Genomic DNA, 16,169 nt, shown 5'->3' with positions numbered 1-16,169 from the left:
CACGTACCCTCTTCTGTTGTGCCGAACGCCAACAATGACAACCTCAGTGCCCCGAGCCAGGTGCAGGACCGCGCGGTGTACGAACCGCTTGAGGTCGCACCTGTCGCCGACGACCTCGCTCGCCGTTTCCAGGAGGCCGGGTTCTCAGTCGCCCTGGTCGGTGGGTCGGTCCGGGACGCACTGCTCGGGCGGCTCGGCAACGACCTGGACTTCACGACCGACGCCCGCCCCCAGGACGTTCTGAAGATTGTTCGGCCTTGGGCGGACGCCGTGTGGGAGGTCGGGATCGCCTTCGGCACTGTGGGAGCGCAAAAGGATGGCTACCAGATCGAGGTGACCACCTACCGGTCCGAGGCGTACGACCGGACCTCACGCAAGCCCGAGGTGTCGTACGGCGACTCCATCGAGGAGGACCTCGTCCGGCGCGACTTCACCGTGAACGCGATGGCCGTCGCTCTCCCGGAGAAGAAGTTCATCGACCCCCACGGCGGCCTCGACGACCTCGGGGCGCGTGTGCTGCGGACGCCCGGCACGCCGGAGGCGTCCTTCTCGGACGACCCGCTGCGGATGATGCGTGCCGCGCGCTTCGCGGCTCAGCTCGACTTCGAAGTGGCGCCCGAGGTGGTCACCGCGATGACGGAGATGTCGGGGCGTCTGGAGATCGTCTCCGCCGAGCGGGTGCGGGATGAGTTGAATAAGCTCGTCCTGTCCGCCCATCCCCGCAAGGGCCTGACGCTGTTGGTCGACACGGGGCTTGCCGAGTACGTGCTGCCCGAGCTTCCGGCCCTGCGCCTGGAGAGCGACGAGCATCACCGGCACAAGGACGTCTACGAGCACACGCTGATCGTCCTGGAGCAGGCCATCGAGCTGGAGAAGGAAGGGCCCGACCTGGCCCTCCGCCTGTCCGCACTGCTCCACGACATCGGCAAGCCGCGCACCCGCCGCTTCGAGAAGGACGGCCGGGTCTCGTTCCACCACCATGAAGTGGTCGGGGCGAAGATGACCAAGAAGCGGATGACAGCGCTCAAGTACTCCAACGAACTGGTGAAGGACGTCTCGAGGCTCGTTGAACTCCATCTGCGTTTCCACGGGTACGGCACCGGGGAGTGGACGGACTCCGCGGTTCGCCGCTATGTGAGGGACGCGGGTCCGCTGCTCGACCGGCTCCACAAGCTGACCCGCTCGGACTGCACCACCCGGAACAAGCGCAAAGCGGCCGCGTTGTCGCGTGCGTACGACGGTCTGGAGGAGCGGATCTCCCAGCTTCAGGAGCAGGAGGAGCTGGACTCGATCAGGCCCGACCTCGACGGTAACCAGATCATGGAGATCCTCGGCGTGAGGCCAGGCCCTGCGGTGGGCCGTGCTTACAAGCACATGCTGGAGCTTCGACTGGAGAACGGGCCGATGGGACACGACGAAGCGGTGACCGCGCTCAAGGAGTGGTGGGACGCGCAGGACTGAGGCCGGAAACGGGGTCATGTTTCACGTGAAACATGACCCCTGGAGCATTGAGGGGCGGTGTTTCACGTGAAACATCGCCCCTTCATCGTTCCGTCGCCATCCGTCGTTCTTTCGTCATCGCCACGGCGACCGCTGCGTAGAGGGCGGCGACAGTGACCACCAGGGTCGCCGAGCGGCCATCCGGCGGCAGGATCAGGGCGGCTACGGCTGCGGCGCCCACGAAGGCGATGTTGAACAGGACGTCGTAGACGGAGAAGATCCGGCCCCGGAATCCGTCATCGACGGAGGACTGCACGATCGTGTCCGTGGCGATTTTCGCGCCCTGGGTGATCAGGCCCAGGACGAACGCCGCGATGAGTATCGGGGCGGTGGTGAAGGGGAGTCCGAGAGCGGGTTCCAGCGCAGCGGCGGCTGCGGCACACACGGCGATCCAGCGCTCCGGTCCGAGTTTTCCTGCGGTCCAAGGGGTGATGACCGCGGCGACGAAGAAGCCGGCACCGGAGATTCCCAGTGCCAGCCCCAGCAGGGCGAGTCCGTCGTCCGGATCGGACGTCAGGGCGTACCGGCAGAGCATCAGGACCATGACGAGCAGCGCGCCGTAGCAGAACCGCATGAGTGACATCGCACCGAGCGCCCAGGCGGCCGACCGACGTGAGGGTGCGGCCAGGTGCCGTATACCGGCGACCAGGTCGCGGGCCGTTCCGGCGAGAGCCGTACCGAGACGCGGCTTGATCAACTCACGGTCGGGGCCCAGCAGTTCCGGGGGCATGCGCAGTGCGGCGAACGCACCACACAGGTACAGGCCGGCTCCCAGCAGCACCACGACTGCGTCGGAGTCGGCGACCAGCAGTCGTACGACGAAGGCGAGGCCGCCGCCCGCGGTCGCGGCGAGAGTTCCGGCCGTCGGGGAGAGGGAGTTGGCGATCACCAGACGCTCCTCGTCCACGACACGGGGCAGTGCGGCGGACAGGCCGGACAGAACGAAGCGATTGACGGCGGTGACGCACAGGGCGGAGACGTAGAAGAGCCAGTCCGGGACGTGGCTGAGCATCAGGACGGCCGTCACCGAAGCCAGCAGGGCGCGCAAGAGATTGCCGTAGAGGAAGACCTCGCGACGGCGCCAGCGGTCCAGGAGGACGCCGGCGAAGGGGCCCACCAAGGAGTAAGGGAGCAACAGGACCGCCATCGCAGAGGCGATCGCCGTGGCCGAGGTCTGCTTCTCCGGGGAGAAGACGACGTATGCGGCGAGCGCGATCTGGTAGACGCCGTCCGCACCCTGGGAGAGCAGGCGCACGGAGAGCAGGCGCCGGAAGTCCCGGAAACGCAGCAGGACCCGCAGATCACGCACGACGGACATGGGGCACAGCCTCACATACGGCGAGGGTCCCCGGGCAATACAACCCGGAGACCCTCTGTAGCCCTGGCAGGAGCGTTTTGAGTGAGCCTTAGTGCTCGACTTCACCCTTGATGAACTTCTCGACGTTCTCGCGGGCCTCGTCGTCGAAGTACTGGACCGGCGGGGACTTCATGAAGTAGCTGGAGGCCGACAGGATCGGGCCGCCGATGCCCCGGTCCTTGGCGATCTTCGCGGCGCGCACGGCGTCGATGATGACACCGGCGGAGTTCGGGGAGTCCCAGACCTCGAGCTTGTACTCCAGGTTCAGCGGGACGTCACCGAAGGCACGGCCCTCGAGGCGGACGTAGGCCCACTTGCGGTCGTCGAGCCACGCGACGTAGTCGGACGGGCCGATGTGGACGTTCTTCGCGCCCATGTCCCGGTCGGGGATCTGGGAGGTGACGGCCTGCGTCTTGGAGATCTTCTTGGACTCCAGGCGCTCGCGCTCGAGCATGTTCTTGAAGTCCATGTTGCCGCCGACGTTCAGCTGCATCGTGCGGTCCAGGACGACGCCGCGGTCCTCGAACAGCTTCGCCATGACGCGGTGCGTGATAGTGGCGCCGACCTGCGACTTGATGTCGTCGCCGACGATCGGGACGCCCGCCTCGGTGAACTTGTCCGCCCACTCCTTGGTGCCGGCGATGAAGACCGGGAGGGCGTTGACGAAGGCGACCTTGGCGTCGATCGCGCACTGGGCGTAGAACTTCGCCGCGTCCTCGGAGCCGACGGGCAGGTAGCAGACCAGAACGTCGATCTGCTTGTCCTTGAGGACCTGGACGACGTCGACCGGGGCCTCGGCGGACTCCTCGATCGTCTCGCGGTAGTACTTGCCGAGGCCGTCGAGGGTGTGGCCGCGCTGGACGGTCACGCCGGTGTTCGGCACGTCGCAGATCTTGATGGTGTTGTTCTCGGAGGCGCCGATGGCGTCCGCGAGGTCGAGGCCGACCTTCTTTGCGTCGACGTCGAACGCCGCGACGAACTCGACGTCACGCACGTGGTAGTCGCCGAACTGGACGTGCATCAGCCCGGGGACCTTGGCCGCCGGATCGGCGTCCTTGTAGTACTCGACTCCCTGAACCAGCGACGCGGCGCAGTTGCCCACGCCGACTACGGCTACGCGAACCGAACCCATTCCGGTTGCTCCCTGTGTGTACGAGTGAGGCCCTGGCAGGGACCTCACGTGGCGGTGTCGCCGGGCGTATCCGGCCCGGGGGTGTCCCCGGGCCGGGGCAGGACGCCCGGCGCTCCCTCTGTGGTGTCGCGAGCGGGCTCTCCATGGCCGGGACCCTTCAGGTCCCGGCCCGCCCGCTCGCTTTCGATGAGCTCGTTCAACCAGCGCACTTCGCGCTCCACGGACTCCATCCCGTGGCGCTGGAGCTCAAGCGTGTAGTCGTCGAGGCGCTCCCGGGTGCGTGCCAGCGAGGCACTCATCTTCTCCAGGCGCTCCTCGAGCCGGCTTCGGCGGCCTTCGAGGACTCGCATACGGACGTCGCGCGAGGTCTGCCCGAAGAAGGCGAAACGAGCAGCGAAGTGCTCGTCCTCGTACGCGTCGGGACCCGTCTGTGAGAGCAGCTCCTCGAAGTGCTCCTTACCTTCCGCCGTCAACCGGTAGACGATCTTGGCACGACGCCCTGCGAGTGGTGCGGCGAGGGCGTCCTCGGTGGTGTGCCCCGGTTCCTCGATCAACCAGCCGTTGGCGACCAGCGTCTTGAGGCAGGGGTAGAGCGTGCCGTAGCTGAATGCACGGAACACGCCTAGTGAGGTATTGAGGCGTTTGCGCAGCTCATAGCCGTGCATCGGGGACTCACGGAGCAGGCCGAGGACGGCGAATTCGAGGATCCCGGAACGCCGGCTCATCGTCGCCTCCTCGTCTCTATCTCGCACCGATGTATCGACTCGATACATCAAGACGATAGAACGCTCTTCCGGAAGCGACAAGTGGGGGGACGGTGAACGGGATCACATCAATGATTCATGCGAACCAAGTTGCCTGATTTGGGGTGAACTTCGGGGCTCGGCTGGTTTTGACGGTGCGTAGTCTGTGCGGCATGCACACCACCGGGAACCGAGTGACGCCTGGGGGGCGTCGCTGTCCCGGTGCGGTACGGATGAATGCGGGACCGACCACATCCGTACTTCGGGGGGACCGGAAACCAGCCGCCGTTTCCAGGCGCGCAAAGGTGCGCCTGCCCGAGGAGTAGTCGTTCGATGAGCGAGCACCGTCGCAAACCGCCGCAGCCGCAGGGAGGCGGACGTGCCGCGGCCCGACGCGGCCAGTCCGGCTCGTCCTCCGGCCGCCGCGCGGCTCCGCGAGGCGCCACCGGGTCTCTTGCCGACTCCTATGGGACGAGTTCCCAAGAGTCGGATTCCTACGGTCCGGGAGGCGAGGAGCGTCCGCACGGCGGCCGTGCCGAGGCCCGACGTGCGGCCCAGAGAAGCACTGGCGGTGGTCGCCGCAGAGTGGCAGAGCCGGCCCGCGGAGGCCGGCGCGGGGCGCCGGCCGGCCGGGGCCGCGCGTCCGATCCCGGCAGGAAGCGGTTCATCGACTACCCGCGCGCGGGTAAGTACGGCGTGGCGCGCTGGGTGCCGTCCTGGAAGCTGGTGACGGGGCTGTTCATCGGCTTCATCGGAGGCCTGGTGGCGATCGCCGGCGTCGGTTACGCGCTCGTGAGCGTTCCCAACGTCGCCGAGACCGCGACGTCGCAGAACAACGTCTACTACTGGTCCGACAAGACCGAGATGGTCTCCACCGGCGGTGAGACGAACCGTCAGATCGTCAACCTCGCGCAGATCCCGAAGGCGATGCAGTACGCCGTCGTCTCGCAGGAGAACAAGACCTTCTACACCGACAGCGGCATCGACCCCAAGGGCATCGCCCGCGCCGTGTTCAACATGGCCAGGGGCGGCAACACGCAGGGTGGCTCCACCATCACCCAGCAGTACGTCAAGAACGCGCGTCTGGACGATCAGTCCCAGACCGTCACCCGTAAGTTCAAGGAGATCTTCATCTCCATCAAGGTGGGTGCCACGGTCCAGAAGGACGAGATCATGGCGGGCTACCTGAACTCCGCGTACTACGGTCGCAACGCCTACGGGATCCAGGCGGCCGCACGCGCGTACTTCAACAAGGACGCCAAGGACCTTGACCCGGGCGAGTGCGCCTTCCTGGCCGCCATGCTGAAGGGCGCCACCTACTACGACCCGGCGGGCGCGCGATCCATCGACCCGGCGAACGCCACGCCGGACGCCAACGCCAAGCGTGCTCTGCGGCAGATGCAGGACACCCTCGACAAGATGGTCGAGTACGGCCACCTCAGCGCGACGGAGCGGGCCAAGTACACCGCGCTTCCCAAGTGGCAGAACCCTCGGTCCAACACCCAGCTCAAGGGACAGACCGGCTATCTGGTCGACCTCGCCAAGGCCTACCTGATCAACAACAAGATCATCAGTGCCGACAAGCTCCAGCAGGGCGGCTTCTCGATCTACACGACCTTCGACAAGAGGAAGGTCAGCGAGCTCGAGGCAGCGGTCAAGAAGGTCCGCAAGGAGAACATCGATCCGAAGAAGCGCCCGACGAAGGACACCTATGTCCAATTCGGCGGGGCGTCCGTGGAGCCGTCCACCGGGGCGATCCGGGCCTGCTACGGAGGCGAGGACGCGACCACCCACTTCACCAACAACTGCGACTCGACCGGTGCCCAGGTCGGTTCGACCTTCAAGACGTTCGTGCTCGCCGCGGCGATGAAGTGGGGCGTGCGCAATCCGGATCTCGGCGAGAGCCAAGCGCAGGACGAGCGTACGGTCGTCAACGCGAAGAGCCTGTTCAGCGGCAAGAACGACCTCAAGATCGAGAACTACGACGGTTCGATCTGGAAGAACGAGGAGGGCAAGGAGTGGCTCCAGGAGAACGACGGCAAGCAGTCCTACGGCTCTCCGCCCAAGTACCAGATCGACCTTCGTGAGGCGATGCGGGAGTCGGTGAACTCCGCCTTCGTGCAGCTCGGCATGGACGTCGGCCTGGACAAGGTGAAGGAGTCGGCCAGGGACGCGGGCCTCAAGGAGAACAGCCTGGCCGGCACCAACTTCCCGTCCTTCTCCATCGGTATCTCCGACCCCAGCGCGATCCGGATGGCGGGCGCGTACGCCACCTTCGCGGCCAGCGGCAAGCAGAACGAGCCGTACTCCGTCGAGAAGGTCACCAGCAAGGACGGCGACGTCTTCACACACGAGGCGAAGCCCAAGCAGGCCTTCGAGAAGAAGGTCGCCGACAACGTCACCGACGTCCTCAAGACCGTGGTCGAGGACGGTACGGGTACCAACGCCCAGCTGACCGGCCGTGAGGTGGCGGGGAAGACCGGTACCACCGACAAGAACAAGTCTGCCTTGTTCGTGGGGTACACCCCGCAGCTCTCCACGTCGATCATCATGTTCCGGCTGGACGACGACGAGACCAAGAAGAACCGCACCTTCCTGGAGATGTACGGAACGGGTGGCCAGGAGAAGATCCACGGTGCGTCGTTCCCGTCCGAGATCTGGCACGACTACATGGAGCAGGCACTGAAGGGCGAGAAGTCGATCGACTTCCCGACGCCGGAGCCCATTGGCGAGATCCTCAACGCCGAGCCCAGCCCGACGCCCACTCCGACGCCCAGTGAGTCGGAATCGGCCACCCCGACTCCGACTCCGACGCCCAGCCAGACGCTCGTCACACCGACGCCCACTGCGTCCGAGAGCTGCCGGTTCGACTGGCAGTGCAGCGACGCGGGCGGTACGGACAACGGTGGCACCGACGGAGGTGTGACCTCGACACCGACGGCCACATCGACGGACACCAACGGCGGCAACAGCAACGGCAATGGCAATGGAGGCCTCTTCAGCGGCGGCTCAAGCGGTTAGTCGCCACATGCGCCGTCGAGGCTGTTTCACGTGAAACATGGGCCGTCGCACCCACGAGGTGCGGCGGCCCTCGGCGTACTCCTAGCCTCGTACGGCAGGATGGGCCGCATGCCCAGTGCTGAATCGACGCCAACGAGCGTGCACGAGTCGGACCCAGTGCATCCGACCAAGGACGACGAGGTCTCCAGGAGCGGCAGCGAGTTCATCGGCGGCCCTCTCGGGCGACGTGCCCTGCTGGGGACGTCCTGGTGGACTCCTGTCCGGGTCATCGCGCTCGTAGCCATCGGCGTGTTCGCGCTGGGCCTGGTCCAGAAGGCGCCCTGCTACAACGGTGGCTGGTTCTTCGGCGCCAGCTCCCAGTACACCCACGCGTGCTACTCGGACATCCCGCACCTCTATCAGGGACGCGGCTTCGCCGACGGACTCGTCCCGTACTTCGACAAGCTCCCCGGCGACATGCAGTACCTCGAATACCCGGTGCTGACTGGTGTGTTCATGGAGGTCGCCGCCTGGCTGACGCCCGGCAGCGGCAGCATCCAGCACCAGGAGAAGTGGTACTGGATGGTCAACGCCGGGATGCTGATGGTGTGTGCGGCCATCATCGTCGTCTGCGTGAGTCGTACGCACGCCCGTCGGCCCTGGGACGGTCTGCTGGTCGCTCTGGCGCCCGCCTTCGCGTTGACGGCCACCATCAACTGGGACCTGCTGGCGGTCGCTCTGACGGCCTCCGCGATGCTGATGTGGGCGCGGGGACGCTCGCTCGCCTTCGGCGTCCTCCTGGGGCTCGCCACGGCCGCCAAGCTCTACCCGATCTTCCTGCTCGGGCCGCTGTTCGTGCTGTGCTGGCGGGCGGGCAAGTGGCGGGACTTCGGCAAGGCCCTGGGCGGCGCGGCGGTCTCCTGGCTCGTGGTGAACCTGCCGGTGATGTTCTTCGCCTTCGACGGCTGGTCGAAGTTCTACACGTTCAGCCAGGAGCGGGGCGTGGACTTCGGATCCTTCTGGCTGATCCTGGCCCAGAACTCGACCGACCCGTTGAGTACCGACACCGTCAACACGCTTGCCACGCTGCTGATGCTGCTGTCCTGCGCCGGTATTGCGGCGCTCACCCTGACCGCTCCGCGCCGACCGCGTTTCGCCCAGCTCGCGTTCCTGATCGTCGCCGCGTTCATCCTCACCAACAAGGTCTACTCGCCGCAGTACGTCCTGTGGTTGGTGCCACTGGCCGTGCTGGCGCGGCCCAAATGGCGGGACTTCCTCATCTGGCAGGCGTGCGAGGTGGCGTACTTCCTGGGGATCTGGCTGTATCTCGCGTACACCACCAGCGGCAACGCCCACAAGGGCCTGCCGACCGACGGCTATCACTGGGCCATCGGACTGCACCTCCTGGGTACGGCCTATCTGTGCGCGATGGTCCTGCGCGACATCCTCATGCCGGAACGGGACGTAGTACGGCGGGCCGGCGACGACGATCCCTCGGGCGGTGTACTCGACGGAGCGGAGGACGTCTTCGTGTTCGGCCCCGCCGCCCATCCACCACGACACGCGGCCCACTTCGACGGACCGCAGGTGGAGTGGGGCGACCAGGGGGCCGCCGACCGTTCGCTCTGAGCGAACAGAGCCTGCGTGGCGTACGCCGATTGGGGCATGTACGCGAAGGGCGGTACTCGGAAGCTTCCGAGTACCGCCCTTCGTCCTGTCCGGGGACCGCTCAGCGACCCGTTCTCACGGCGCTCAACGGTCGTCTCGCGTCGCTCAGCGTTCGACGATCCGGTCGAACTGCGTGGTGGTGTGCCGCAGATGGGCCACCAGCTCCTCGCCGACCTTCGGTTCCGGGGCGTCCGAGGGCACGAACAGGATGGACACCTGCATGTGCGGCGGTTCGGCGAACCAACGCTGCTTGCCGCCCCAGACGAACGGAGAAAGGTTCCGGTTGACGGTGGCCAGGCCGGCGCGGGCGACCCCCTTGGCGCGCGGCATGACGCCGTGCAGGGCCTTCGGAGCCTCCAGGCCCACGCCGTGCGACGTACCGCCGGCCACGACGACCAGGAAGCCGTCGGAGGCCGCCTTCTGCTGCCGGTAGCCGAAGCGGTCCCCCTTGGAGACGCGGGTGACGTCCAGGACGGCGCCGCGGTACTCGGTGGAGTCGTGGTCCCCGAGCCACAACCGTGTCCCGATGCGGGCGCGGAAGCGGGTCTGCGGGAACTGCTGCTGCAGCCGGGCGAGGTCTTCGGCCTTGAGATGGCTGACGAACATGGTGTGCAGCGGCAGCCGGGCCGCGCGCAGCCGGTCCATCCAGCCGATGACCTCCTCGACGGCGTCCGAGCCGTCGGTGCGGTCCAGCGGCAGGTGGATCGCGAAGCCCTCGAGGCGGACATTCTCTATGGCGGCGTGCAGCTGCGGCAGATCCTGCTCGCTGATGCCGTGCCGTTTCATCGAGGACATCACCTCGATGACCACGCGGGCGCCCACGAGGCCGTAGACCCCGTCGATCGACGACACCGAGCGGATCACCCGGTCGGGCAGGGGTACGGGCTCCTCGCCTCGCCGGTACGGCGTCAGCACCAGCAGGTCACCGCCGAACCAGTCCTTGATCCGCGCGGCCTCGTAGGTCGTGCCGACGGCGAGGACGTCCGAGCCCAGCCGGGTGGCCTCCTCCGCAAGCCGCTCGTGCCCGAAGCCATAGCCGTTGCCCTTGCAGACCGGGACGAGCCCCGGGAACTGCTCCTGCACGTGCTTGTGGTGCGCCCGCCAGCGCGCGGTGTCGACGTAGAGCGTGAGCGCCATGGCCGGACCCGGAACCTTTCTAGTGGCTGCGGTGTATCAGAGGTATGGGAGCTATTGAAGCGAAGATCGCGACGTCAGCGGCGCGACATGTAGATGTCGAGCGCCTTGTGGAGCAGCTTGTTGAGCGGGAAGTCCCACTCGCCGAGGTACTCGGCGGCCTGGCCGCCCGTGCCCACCTTGAACTGGATCAGACCGAAGAGGTGATCGGTCTCGTCCAGCGAGTCGGAGATGCCCCGCAGGTCGTAGACGGTCGCGCCGAGTGCGTAGGCGTCACGCAGCATCCGCCACTGCATCGCGTTCGAGGGCCGGACCTCGCGGCCGATGTTGTCGGAGGCGCCGTAGGAGTACCAGACGTGCCCGCCGACGATCAGCATGGTCGCGGCCGAGAGGTTCACGCCCTCGTGACGGGCGAAGTACAGCCGCATCCGGTTGGGGTCCTCGGTGTTGAGGGCCGTCCACATACGCTGGAAGTACGACAGCGGACGGGGCCGGAAGTGGTCGCGCACCGCGGTGATCTCGTACAGACGCTGCCATTCCTCGAGGTCCTGGTAACCGCCCTGGACGACCTCGACGCCGGCCTTCTCGGCCTTCTTGATGTTGCGGCGCCACAGCTGGTTGAAGTTCTTGTGCACCTCTTCGAGGGAGCGGTTGGCGAGTGGCACCTGGTACACGTAGCGGGGCTGCACGTCACCGAAGCCGGCTCCCCCGTCCTCGCCCTGCTGCCAGCCCATGCGACGCAGCTTGTCGGCGACCTCGAAGGCGCGCGGTTCGATGAAGTCGGCCTCGATGTCGCGAAGGCGCTTCACGTCCGGGTTCTGGATGCCCGCCTTGATGGAGGTGGCCTCCCAGCGCCGGATGATCACCGGCGGACCCATCTTCACGGAGAAGGCGCCCTGGTGCTTGAGGTGCGCGAGCATCGGTTCCAGCCACTCGGTCAGATTCGGCGCGAACCAGTTGATGACCGGGCCCTCGGGCAGATAGGCGAGGTAGCGCTTGATCTTGGGCAGCTGCCGATAGAGGACGAGACCCGCGCCGACGAGTTCGCCGGTCTTGTCGAACCAGCCGAGGCTCTCGGAGCGCCACTCCGCCTTGACGTCTGCCCAGGCCGGAACCTGCATGTGGCTCGCCGACGGCAGGCTCTGGATGTATGCCAGATGCTGCTCGCGACTGATCGTCCTCAGGGTCAGGCTCATTGTGGGGCGCTCCTCGGGCTGGTGTGTCCCCATGGGTACAGGGGCTCCGGCTCTCGCGCCGAAGCCTACTGCGCCTGGAGAGCGCCCCGACTGGGCATACGGAACCTGCGCCCCGGCTCATGGGCCGCCGAGGCGTAACGCGGTGCTTTGGGTGGTGTCAGGGGGACTGTGCCTGTGGCGTCAGCTAGAAGAGTCCACCGAAGAGGCCGCCGTGCGCCATGCCGAGGAAGAAGCCGATCGCGGACGCGCCGAGACCGAGAATCAGTCCGAAGCGCTCGCGGGTCGTCTCCGAGATCCACTGGCCGTATGCGCCGGTGAGGATGCCCACCAGGCCCGTCCAGGAGCTGAGCAGGTGCAGGTTGTGGAACATCGCCGTGACGAACGCCGTGATGCCCAGCACCAGGGTCACCGCGAGCAGCGTGTCCTGGAGGGGGTGGGGCTTTCCGTCCGTGGCGAAAAGGCCGCCGGCGGTGTTGGGTCGCATTGCCTGTGCCATAGGGCACCTCCTGCGGAAGACGGCGCACGGTAGCGCCATACACACCCGATGTGTACAGAGTGACCGCCTCCCGGGCCGGATTTCAACCGGAAGCCGGTGTGCGGGTAGTCTGTACCGTCTGCACGGTGTCTGCCCATGTCACGACCGGGACTACCGCAAGGAAGCCCCGATTGTCAGTGGCGGCCGATACCGTTGCGTACGCATCACAACCCTCCTGCCACGGAACGACCGTGGCCGTTGAGTCCAAAGGAGGTGGGTTCCACATGCGTCACTACGAGGTGATGGTCATCCTCGACCCCGATCTGGAGGAGCGCGCTGTCGCCCCCCTGATCGAGAACTTCCTCTCCGTCGTCCGTGAGGGCAACGGCAAGGTGGAGAAGGTCGACACCTGGGGCCGTCGTCGGCTCTCGTACGAGATCAAGAAGAAGCCCGAGGGCATCTACTCGGTCATCGACCTGCAGGCCGAGCCTGCGGTCGTCAAGGAGCTCGACCGCCAGCTGAACCTGAACGAGTCGGTCCTCCGGACCAAGGTCCTCCGCCCCGAGACCCACTGAGCTTCCCGCTCAGCTGATCTCGGGATTCGAGTAGCAGCAACCAAGCAGCCAGAGCAGCAAACCCGCCGAGAGGTTCCCCATGGCAGGCGAGACCGTCATCACGGTCGTCGGCAATCTTGTCGATGACCCCGAGCTGCGCTTCACCCCTTCCGGTGCGGCGGTCGCGAAGTTCCGTGTCGCGTCCACCCCCCGCACCTTCGACCGTCAGACGAATGAGTGGAAGGACGGCGAAAGCCTGTTCCTGACCTGCTCGGTCTGGCGTCAGGCGGCGGAGAACGTCGCCGAGTCGCTCCAGCGAGGCATGCGCGTCATCGTGCAGGGCCGGCTGAAGCAGCGGTCCTACGAGGACCGTGAGGGCGTCAAGCGCACGGTCTACGAGCTGGACGTCGAGGAAGTCGGCGCCAGCCTGCGCAGTGCCACGGCCAAGGTCACCAAGACCGCAGGCGGTGCAGGGCGCGGTGGCCAGGGTGGTTACAGCGGCGGTGGTGGCGGCCAGGGTGGCGGCGGCTGGGGTGGAAACTCCGGCGGCGGCCAGCAGGGCGGCGCTGCTCCCGCGGACGACCCGTGGGCCACCGGCACTCCTGCCGGTGGCAGCCAGGGCGGCCAGGGTGGCGGCGGCTGGGGTGGAAACTCCGGCGGCGGCCAGCAGGGCGGCGGCTACTCGGACGAACCCCCCTTCTAGGCCCTCGGGCCGGAGGGTGGGTCGTACCCACACTTCTTGATCACACAGGAGAAACACCATGGCGAAGCCGCCTGTGCGCAAGCCTAAGAAGAAGGTCTGCGCTTTTTGCAAGGACAAGGTCACGTACGTGGACTACAAGGACACGAACATGCTGCGGAAGTTCATTTCCGACCGCGGCAAGATCCGTGCCCGCCGCGTGACCGGCAACTGCACGCAGCACCAGCGTGACGTCGCCACGGCCGTCAAGAACAGCCGTGAGATGGCGCTGCTGCCCTACACGTCCACCGCGCGATAAGGGAAGGGTGACCGACTAATGAAGATCATCCTCACCCACGAGGTCTCCGGCCTCGGTGCCGCGGGCGACGTCGTCGACGTCAAGGACGGTTACGCTCGCAACTACCTGATCCCGCGGAACTTCGCGATCCGTTGGACCAAGGGTGGCGAGAAGGACGTCGAGCAGATCCGTCGTGCTCGCAAGATCCACGAGATCCAGACCATCGAGCAGGCCAACGCCGTGAAGGCCCAGCTCGAGGGTGTCAAGGTCCGTCTGGCCGTCCGCTCCGGCGACGCCGGTCGTCTCTTCGGTTCCGTCACCCCCGCCGACGTCGCTTCCGCGATCAAGGCTTCCGGTGGCCCCGAGGTCGACAAGCGCCGCATCGAGCTGGGCTCGCCGATCAAGACCCTGGGCGCTCACGAGACGTCCGTGCGTCTGCACCCCGAGGTTGCCGCCAAGGTCAGCATCGAGGTCGTCGCGGCCTGATCGCTGCGTCTGGCTGGAGCAGCTTCGGCTGATCAGCTGAGAAGGGGCCGCACCCGCTGGGGTGCGGCCCCTTCTATCTGCTCCCAACCGGGGCGCGCCATGTTTCACGTGAAACGGTCAGTGCGGCCGCCTGGGCATGTTTCACGTGAAACGGTCAACGTGTAGCACCTGTCACCAACCAGCGCCCCGAGCGGGACCGCAGCCACAGCGTCAGCATCCGTACCGTCATCATCAGGGTCATGGCGGCCCAGAGAGCGGTCAGTCCACCGCCCAGCGCGGGGACGAGCAGGGCGACAGGGGCGAAGACCACCAGAGTCAGGATCATTGCCTTGGCCAGGTAGGGGCCGTCTCCGGCACCCATGAGTACGCCGTCCAGAACGAAGACGACACCGGAGATCGGCTGGGAGAGAGCCACGATCACTAGAGCGGGCAGCGCGGCGTCCTTGACCGTGGAGTCACCGGTGAACAAGGGAAGGAACAGCGGTCGGGAGAGCACGACCAGTACGCCGAGAGCGACTCCGACCGCGATCCCCCACTCCACCATCCGACGGCATGCCTGACGGGCACCGTCGGTGTCATCAGCGCCCAGATAGCGTCCGATGATGGCCTGCCCGGCGATGGCGATGGCGTCGAGTGCGAAGGCGAGCAGGCTCCACAGGGACAGGATGATCTGGTGGGCGGCGATGTCGGCATCACCCAGGCGAGCTGCGACAGCCGTGGCGATCATGAGGATCGCCCTTAGGGAGAGCGTGCGGACCAGCAGAGGCACGCCGGCTTGGGCGGAGGCTCTGATCCCCAAGGCATCGGGGCGCAGGGAGGCACCGTGCCTGCGCGCACCGCGAACGACGACCACGAGATAGGCGGCGGCCATGCCGCACTGCGCGATGACCGTGCCCCAGGCGGAGCCGGCTATGCCGAGGCCGGCGCCATAGACGAGGCCTACGTTGAGGACGGCGTTGGCTGCGAAGCCGGCGATGGCCACGTAGAGCGGGGTCTTGGTGTTCTGCAGGCCGCGGAGTACTCCGGTCGAAGCGAGCACGACCAGCATGGCCGGGATGCCGAGGGCGGAGATCCGCAGGTACGTGGTCGCGTAGGGGGCTGCTGTGTCGGAGGCACCGAAGAGCTCCACGATCGACGGAGCGGCGGGCAGGACGACGGCGATGACGGCGGCACCGAGCAGCAGTGCCAGCCAGATGCCGTCCATGCCCTGGCGGATGGCGGCCTGGAGGTCTCCGGCTCCCACGCGGCGGGCGACGGCGGCCGTGGTGGCGTAGGCGAGGAAGACGAAGATGCTGACGGCCGTCGTGAGAAGGGCTGAGGCGATGCCGAGACCGGCAAGTTGGGCGGTGCCGAGATGGCCGACGATCGCGCTGTCGGCCATGACGAAGAGAGGCTCGGCGACGAGCGCGCCGAAGGCCGGAACGGCGAGTGCGACGATCTCGCGGTCGTGCTGTCGCCGAGTGGCTTTGGGGGTCGCGGACGCCTGTGTCATGTGCACCAATCTAATCGTCCACAGGTAATGGATGCAATGAAGATTAGACCCTTACCTGTGTTCGGGGGGTGTGCACTGCTGTGTACAGTTCGAACTGATCTTGAGCCGACCGGGAAAGTTTTTCTTCTGCACAGCCGGTGGACGGCGAAGGTGCAGGTCAAGTGGCCTCTTTGAGGTTGAGGCCCAGCTTGTTCACAGGCCTGTCCACCGAGTCGTGCACAGGTTTTGCGGAGTTCTCCACAGCATCCGGGCCGTCGTCCACATGGCCTGTGGATAACCAGATTGGCTGACGGTGCCGACGGGCCTACCGTGGTCCGGCGCCCGCTCCGTTCGTCGGCCTGGAAATCAGCACAAAACCGACGCGCCAGAACCGGAGTTGGGCGTCTCATTTGTCAGTGCCGTGCCGTAGAACTGAGAAGCACGGCGAGGTCCGCTCGGCGGACGGGAGGAGGTGG

At 66.6% G+C, this 16,169-nt stretch carries 14 protein-coding genes; 7 read left to right on the top strand and 7 right to left on the bottom strand.

Translation table 11 applies throughout. The features are described 5' to 3' along the window. Positions 1-18: 18 nt before the first annotated feature. The gene (locus AQJ46_RS27825; RefSeq protein ID WP_059208172.1) at positions 19-1,461 is read left to right on the top strand and encodes a CCA tRNA nucleotidyltransferase; all 1,443 of its coding nucleotides are present in this window, start codon (positions 19-21) and stop codon (positions 1,459-1,461) included. Positions 1,462-1,543: 82 nt separating this feature from the next. Here AQJ46_RS27825 and AQJ46_RS27820 read toward each other — a convergent pair whose 3' ends face one another. The 3 genes from AQJ46_RS27820 to AQJ46_RS27810 all read right to left on the bottom strand — a co-directional run bounded on the left by AQJ46_RS27820 (position 1,544) and on the right by AQJ46_RS27810 (position 4,714). Then, positions 1,544-2,818, bottom strand: coding sequence for an MFS transporter (locus tag AQJ46_RS27820; RefSeq protein WP_059208171.1), 1,275 nt, complete (start codon positions 2,816-2,818; stop codon positions 1,544-1,546). Positions 2,819-2,906: 88 nt separating this feature from the next. Further along, positions 2,907-3,989, bottom strand: coding sequence for an inositol-3-phosphate synthase (locus tag AQJ46_RS27815; protein WP_059208170.1), 1,083 nt, complete (start codon positions 3,987-3,989; stop codon positions 2,907-2,909). Positions 3,990-4,033: 44 nt separating this feature from the next. Continuing rightward, positions 4,034-4,714 carry a PadR family transcriptional regulator gene (locus tag AQJ46_RS27810; protein ID WP_037707233.1) on the bottom strand — a complete coding sequence of 227 codons (681 nt, stop codon included), beginning with the start codon at positions 4,712-4,714 and terminating at the stop codon, positions 4,034-4,036. 351 nt (positions 4,715-5,065) lie between these two features. Between AQJ46_RS27810 and AQJ46_RS27805 the strand changes: the two genes are divergently transcribed. Beyond that, positions 5,066-7,753: a transglycosylase domain-containing protein gene (locus tag AQJ46_RS27805; RefSeq protein ID WP_079072442.1), complete on the top strand. Its 2,688-nt coding sequence runs from the start codon at positions 5,066-5,068 to the stop codon at positions 7,751-7,753. A 108-nt stretch (positions 7,754-7,861) separates the two neighbouring features. Next, positions 7,862-9,361 carry a glycosyltransferase family 87 protein gene (locus AQJ46_RS27800; protein ID WP_059208169.1) on the top strand — a complete coding sequence of 500 codons (1,500 nt, stop codon included), beginning with the start codon at positions 7,862-7,864 and terminating at the stop codon, positions 9,359-9,361. A 144-nt stretch (positions 9,362-9,505) separates the two neighbouring features. Here AQJ46_RS27800 and AQJ46_RS27795 read toward each other — a convergent pair whose 3' ends face one another. The 3 genes from AQJ46_RS27795 to AQJ46_RS27785 all read right to left on the bottom strand — a co-directional run bounded on the left by AQJ46_RS27795 (position 9,506) and on the right by AQJ46_RS27785 (position 12,226). Further along, entirely contained in the window at positions 9,506-10,537 is a 1,032-nt protein-coding gene (locus tag AQJ46_RS27795; protein ID WP_059208168.1) for an alanine racemase, read from the bottom strand. A gap of 74 nt (positions 10,538-10,611) precedes the next feature. Next, positions 10,612-11,730, bottom strand: a complete 1,119-nt coding sequence (gene femX / locus AQJ46_RS27790) for a peptidoglycan bridge formation glycyltransferase FemX (protein ID WP_057609122.1) — start codon at positions 11,728-11,730, stop codon at positions 10,612-10,614. A 184-nt stretch (positions 11,731-11,914) separates the two neighbouring features. Beyond that, complete coding sequence (locus AQJ46_RS27785) at positions 11,915-12,226, bottom strand: hypothetical protein (protein WP_057609124.1); 312 nt, start codon at positions 12,224-12,226, stop codon at positions 11,915-11,917. 263 nt (positions 12,227-12,489) lie between these two features. Between AQJ46_RS27785 and rpsF the strand changes: the two genes are divergently transcribed. From rpsF to rplI, 4 genes are all read left to right on the top strand, one after another. Next, a complete protein-coding gene (gene rpsF, locus AQJ46_RS27780) occupies positions 12,490-12,780 on the top strand; it encodes a 30S ribosomal protein S6 (protein ID WP_007383258.1) in 291 nt (96 codons plus the stop codon). Between the two features lie 79 nt (positions 12,781-12,859). Then, positions 12,860-13,462, top strand: coding sequence for a single-stranded DNA-binding protein (locus tag AQJ46_RS27775; RefSeq protein ID WP_057609126.1), 603 nt, complete (start codon positions 12,860-12,862; stop codon positions 13,460-13,462). Between the two features lie 58 nt (positions 13,463-13,520). Next, complete coding sequence (rpsR, locus tag AQJ46_RS27770) at positions 13,521-13,757, top strand: 30S ribosomal protein S18 (protein WP_003949403.1); 237 nt, start codon at positions 13,521-13,523, stop codon at positions 13,755-13,757. An 18-nt stretch (positions 13,758-13,775) separates the two neighbouring features. Next, positions 13,776-14,222, top strand: a complete 447-nt coding sequence (rplI, locus tag AQJ46_RS27765; protein WP_057609128.1) for a 50S ribosomal protein L9 — start codon at positions 13,776-13,778, stop codon at positions 14,220-14,222. Between the two features lie 154 nt (positions 14,223-14,376). Here rplI and AQJ46_RS27760 read toward each other — a convergent pair whose 3' ends face one another. Further along, on the bottom strand, positions 14,377-15,714 hold the full coding sequence (locus AQJ46_RS27760) for an MATE family efflux transporter (RefSeq protein ID WP_059208167.1): 1,338 nt from the start codon (positions 15,712-15,714) through the stop codon (positions 14,377-14,379). Positions 15,715-16,169: the final 455 nt, after the last annotated feature.

The organism is Streptomyces canus (assembly GCF_001514145.1).
In the GTDB taxonomy this organism is placed as follows: Bacteria; Actinomycetota; Actinomycetes; order Streptomycetales; family Streptomycetaceae; genus Streptomyces; species Streptomyces canus.
Note: the sequence above shows the minus strand (reverse complement) of the source record. Positions and strands in the feature narration are given on the sequence as shown.

What these genes read in the sequence shown, in the direction of transcription:
- AQJ46_RS27820 (WP_059208171.1), bottom strand. Translation starts at nt 2,818, where the DNA reads ATGTCCGTCGTGCGTGATCTGCGGGTCCTGCTGCGTTTCCGGGACTTC.
- AQJ46_RS27815 (WP_059208170.1), bottom strand. Translation starts at nt 3,989, where the DNA reads ATGGGTTCGGTTCGCGTAGCCGTAGTCGGCGTGGGCAACTGCGCCGCG.
- AQJ46_RS27810 (WP_037707233.1), bottom strand. Translation starts at nt 4,714, where the DNA reads ATGAGCCGGCGTTCCGGGATCCTCGAATTCGCCGTCCTCGGCCTGCTC.
- AQJ46_RS27805 (WP_079072442.1), top strand. Translation starts at nt 5,066, where the DNA reads ATGAGCGAGCACCGTCGCAAACCGCCGCAGCCGCAGGGAGGCGGACGT.
- AQJ46_RS27800 (WP_059208169.1), top strand. Translation starts at nt 7,862, where the DNA reads ATGCCCAGTGCTGAATCGACGCCAACGAGCGTGCACGAGTCGGACCCA.
- AQJ46_RS27795 (WP_059208168.1), bottom strand. Translation starts at nt 10,537, where the DNA reads ATGGCGCTCACGCTCTACGTCGACACCGCGCGCTGGCGGGCGCACCAC.
- femX (WP_057609122.1), bottom strand. Translation starts at nt 11,730, where the DNA reads ATGAGCCTGACCCTGAGGACGATCAGTCGCGAGCAGCATCTGGCATAC.
- AQJ46_RS27785 (WP_057609124.1), bottom strand. Translation starts at nt 12,226, where the DNA reads ATGGCACAGGCAATGCGACCCAACACCGCCGGCGGCCTTTTCGCCACG.
- rpsF (WP_007383258.1), top strand. Translation starts at nt 12,490, where the DNA reads ATGCGTCACTACGAGGTGATGGTCATCCTCGACCCCGATCTGGAGGAG.
- AQJ46_RS27775 (WP_057609126.1), top strand. Translation starts at nt 12,860, where the DNA reads ATGGCAGGCGAGACCGTCATCACGGTCGTCGGCAATCTTGTCGATGAC.
- rpsR (WP_003949403.1), top strand. Translation starts at nt 13,521, where the DNA reads ATGGCGAAGCCGCCTGTGCGCAAGCCTAAGAAGAAGGTCTGCGCTTTT.
- rplI (WP_057609128.1), top strand. Translation starts at nt 13,776, where the DNA reads ATGAAGATCATCCTCACCCACGAGGTCTCCGGCCTCGGTGCCGCGGGC.
- AQJ46_RS27760 (WP_059208167.1), bottom strand. Translation starts at nt 15,714, where the DNA reads ATGACACAGGCGTCCGCGACCCCCAAAGCCACTCGGCGACAGCACGAC.